Below are 622 nucleotides of genomic sequence, written 5' to 3'. Positions count from 1 at the left end.
AGACAAGCCTTTCGGATGTGTGGCAGCCAGCGTGTGGCCTTGGAAGTGTAAAGACGCGGTGTTCCAGTACAACGAGGTCTATAATACCTACAACGATGGCGGCTGGAACGGTGACGGACAGGCATGGGATGCCGACTGGGGCGATGGAACCGTCTATCAGTACAATTACAGCCACGATAACGAGGGCGGCTGCTTTATGATCTGCCTCCAGCACGCCTACAATAGCGTCTTCCGCTATAATATCAGCCAGAACGACAGTACCGGTATCATCGTAGCGGCGACCAATCCCAACGCCAACATTTATAACAACACCTTCTATATCAAGGAAAACGTACCCTTTGTGTACACCAATTCCGGTCGCTACGGCACGCTGGATGTGAAAAACAACATCATCTATTATGCCGGAAGCGCCGCCCGTAATGAAAACTGGCAAGCCGGAACCTGCACTTATGCAAACAATATCTTTGTAAATTACAACAATGTGCCTGCTGGAACCGATAACATCAAGCTAAGCGCCGCGGAGGGGACATCTCTGATGGTCGATCCCGGAAAGGGTGGAACCGGAAGCGCGCAGGCCAACGCGCTGAACACGCTGGATGGATATAAGCTGCAGGATGGCTCC

General features: G+C 52.1%; 1 pseudogene. It reads left to right on the top strand.

From position 1 onward, the window contains the following. Positions 1 to 622 (top strand): annotated as a pseudogene (locus ACTQ3V_RS15780) (hypothetical protein); the annotation flags it as partial.

It is taken from the genome of Candidatus Agathobaculum pullicola (assembly GCF_052117205.1).
GTDB classification, from domain to species: Bacteria; Bacillota; Clostridia; order Oscillospirales; family Butyricicoccaceae; genus Agathobaculum; species Agathobaculum pullicola.
Note: the sequence above shows the minus strand (reverse complement) of the source record. Positions and strands in the feature narration are given on the sequence as shown.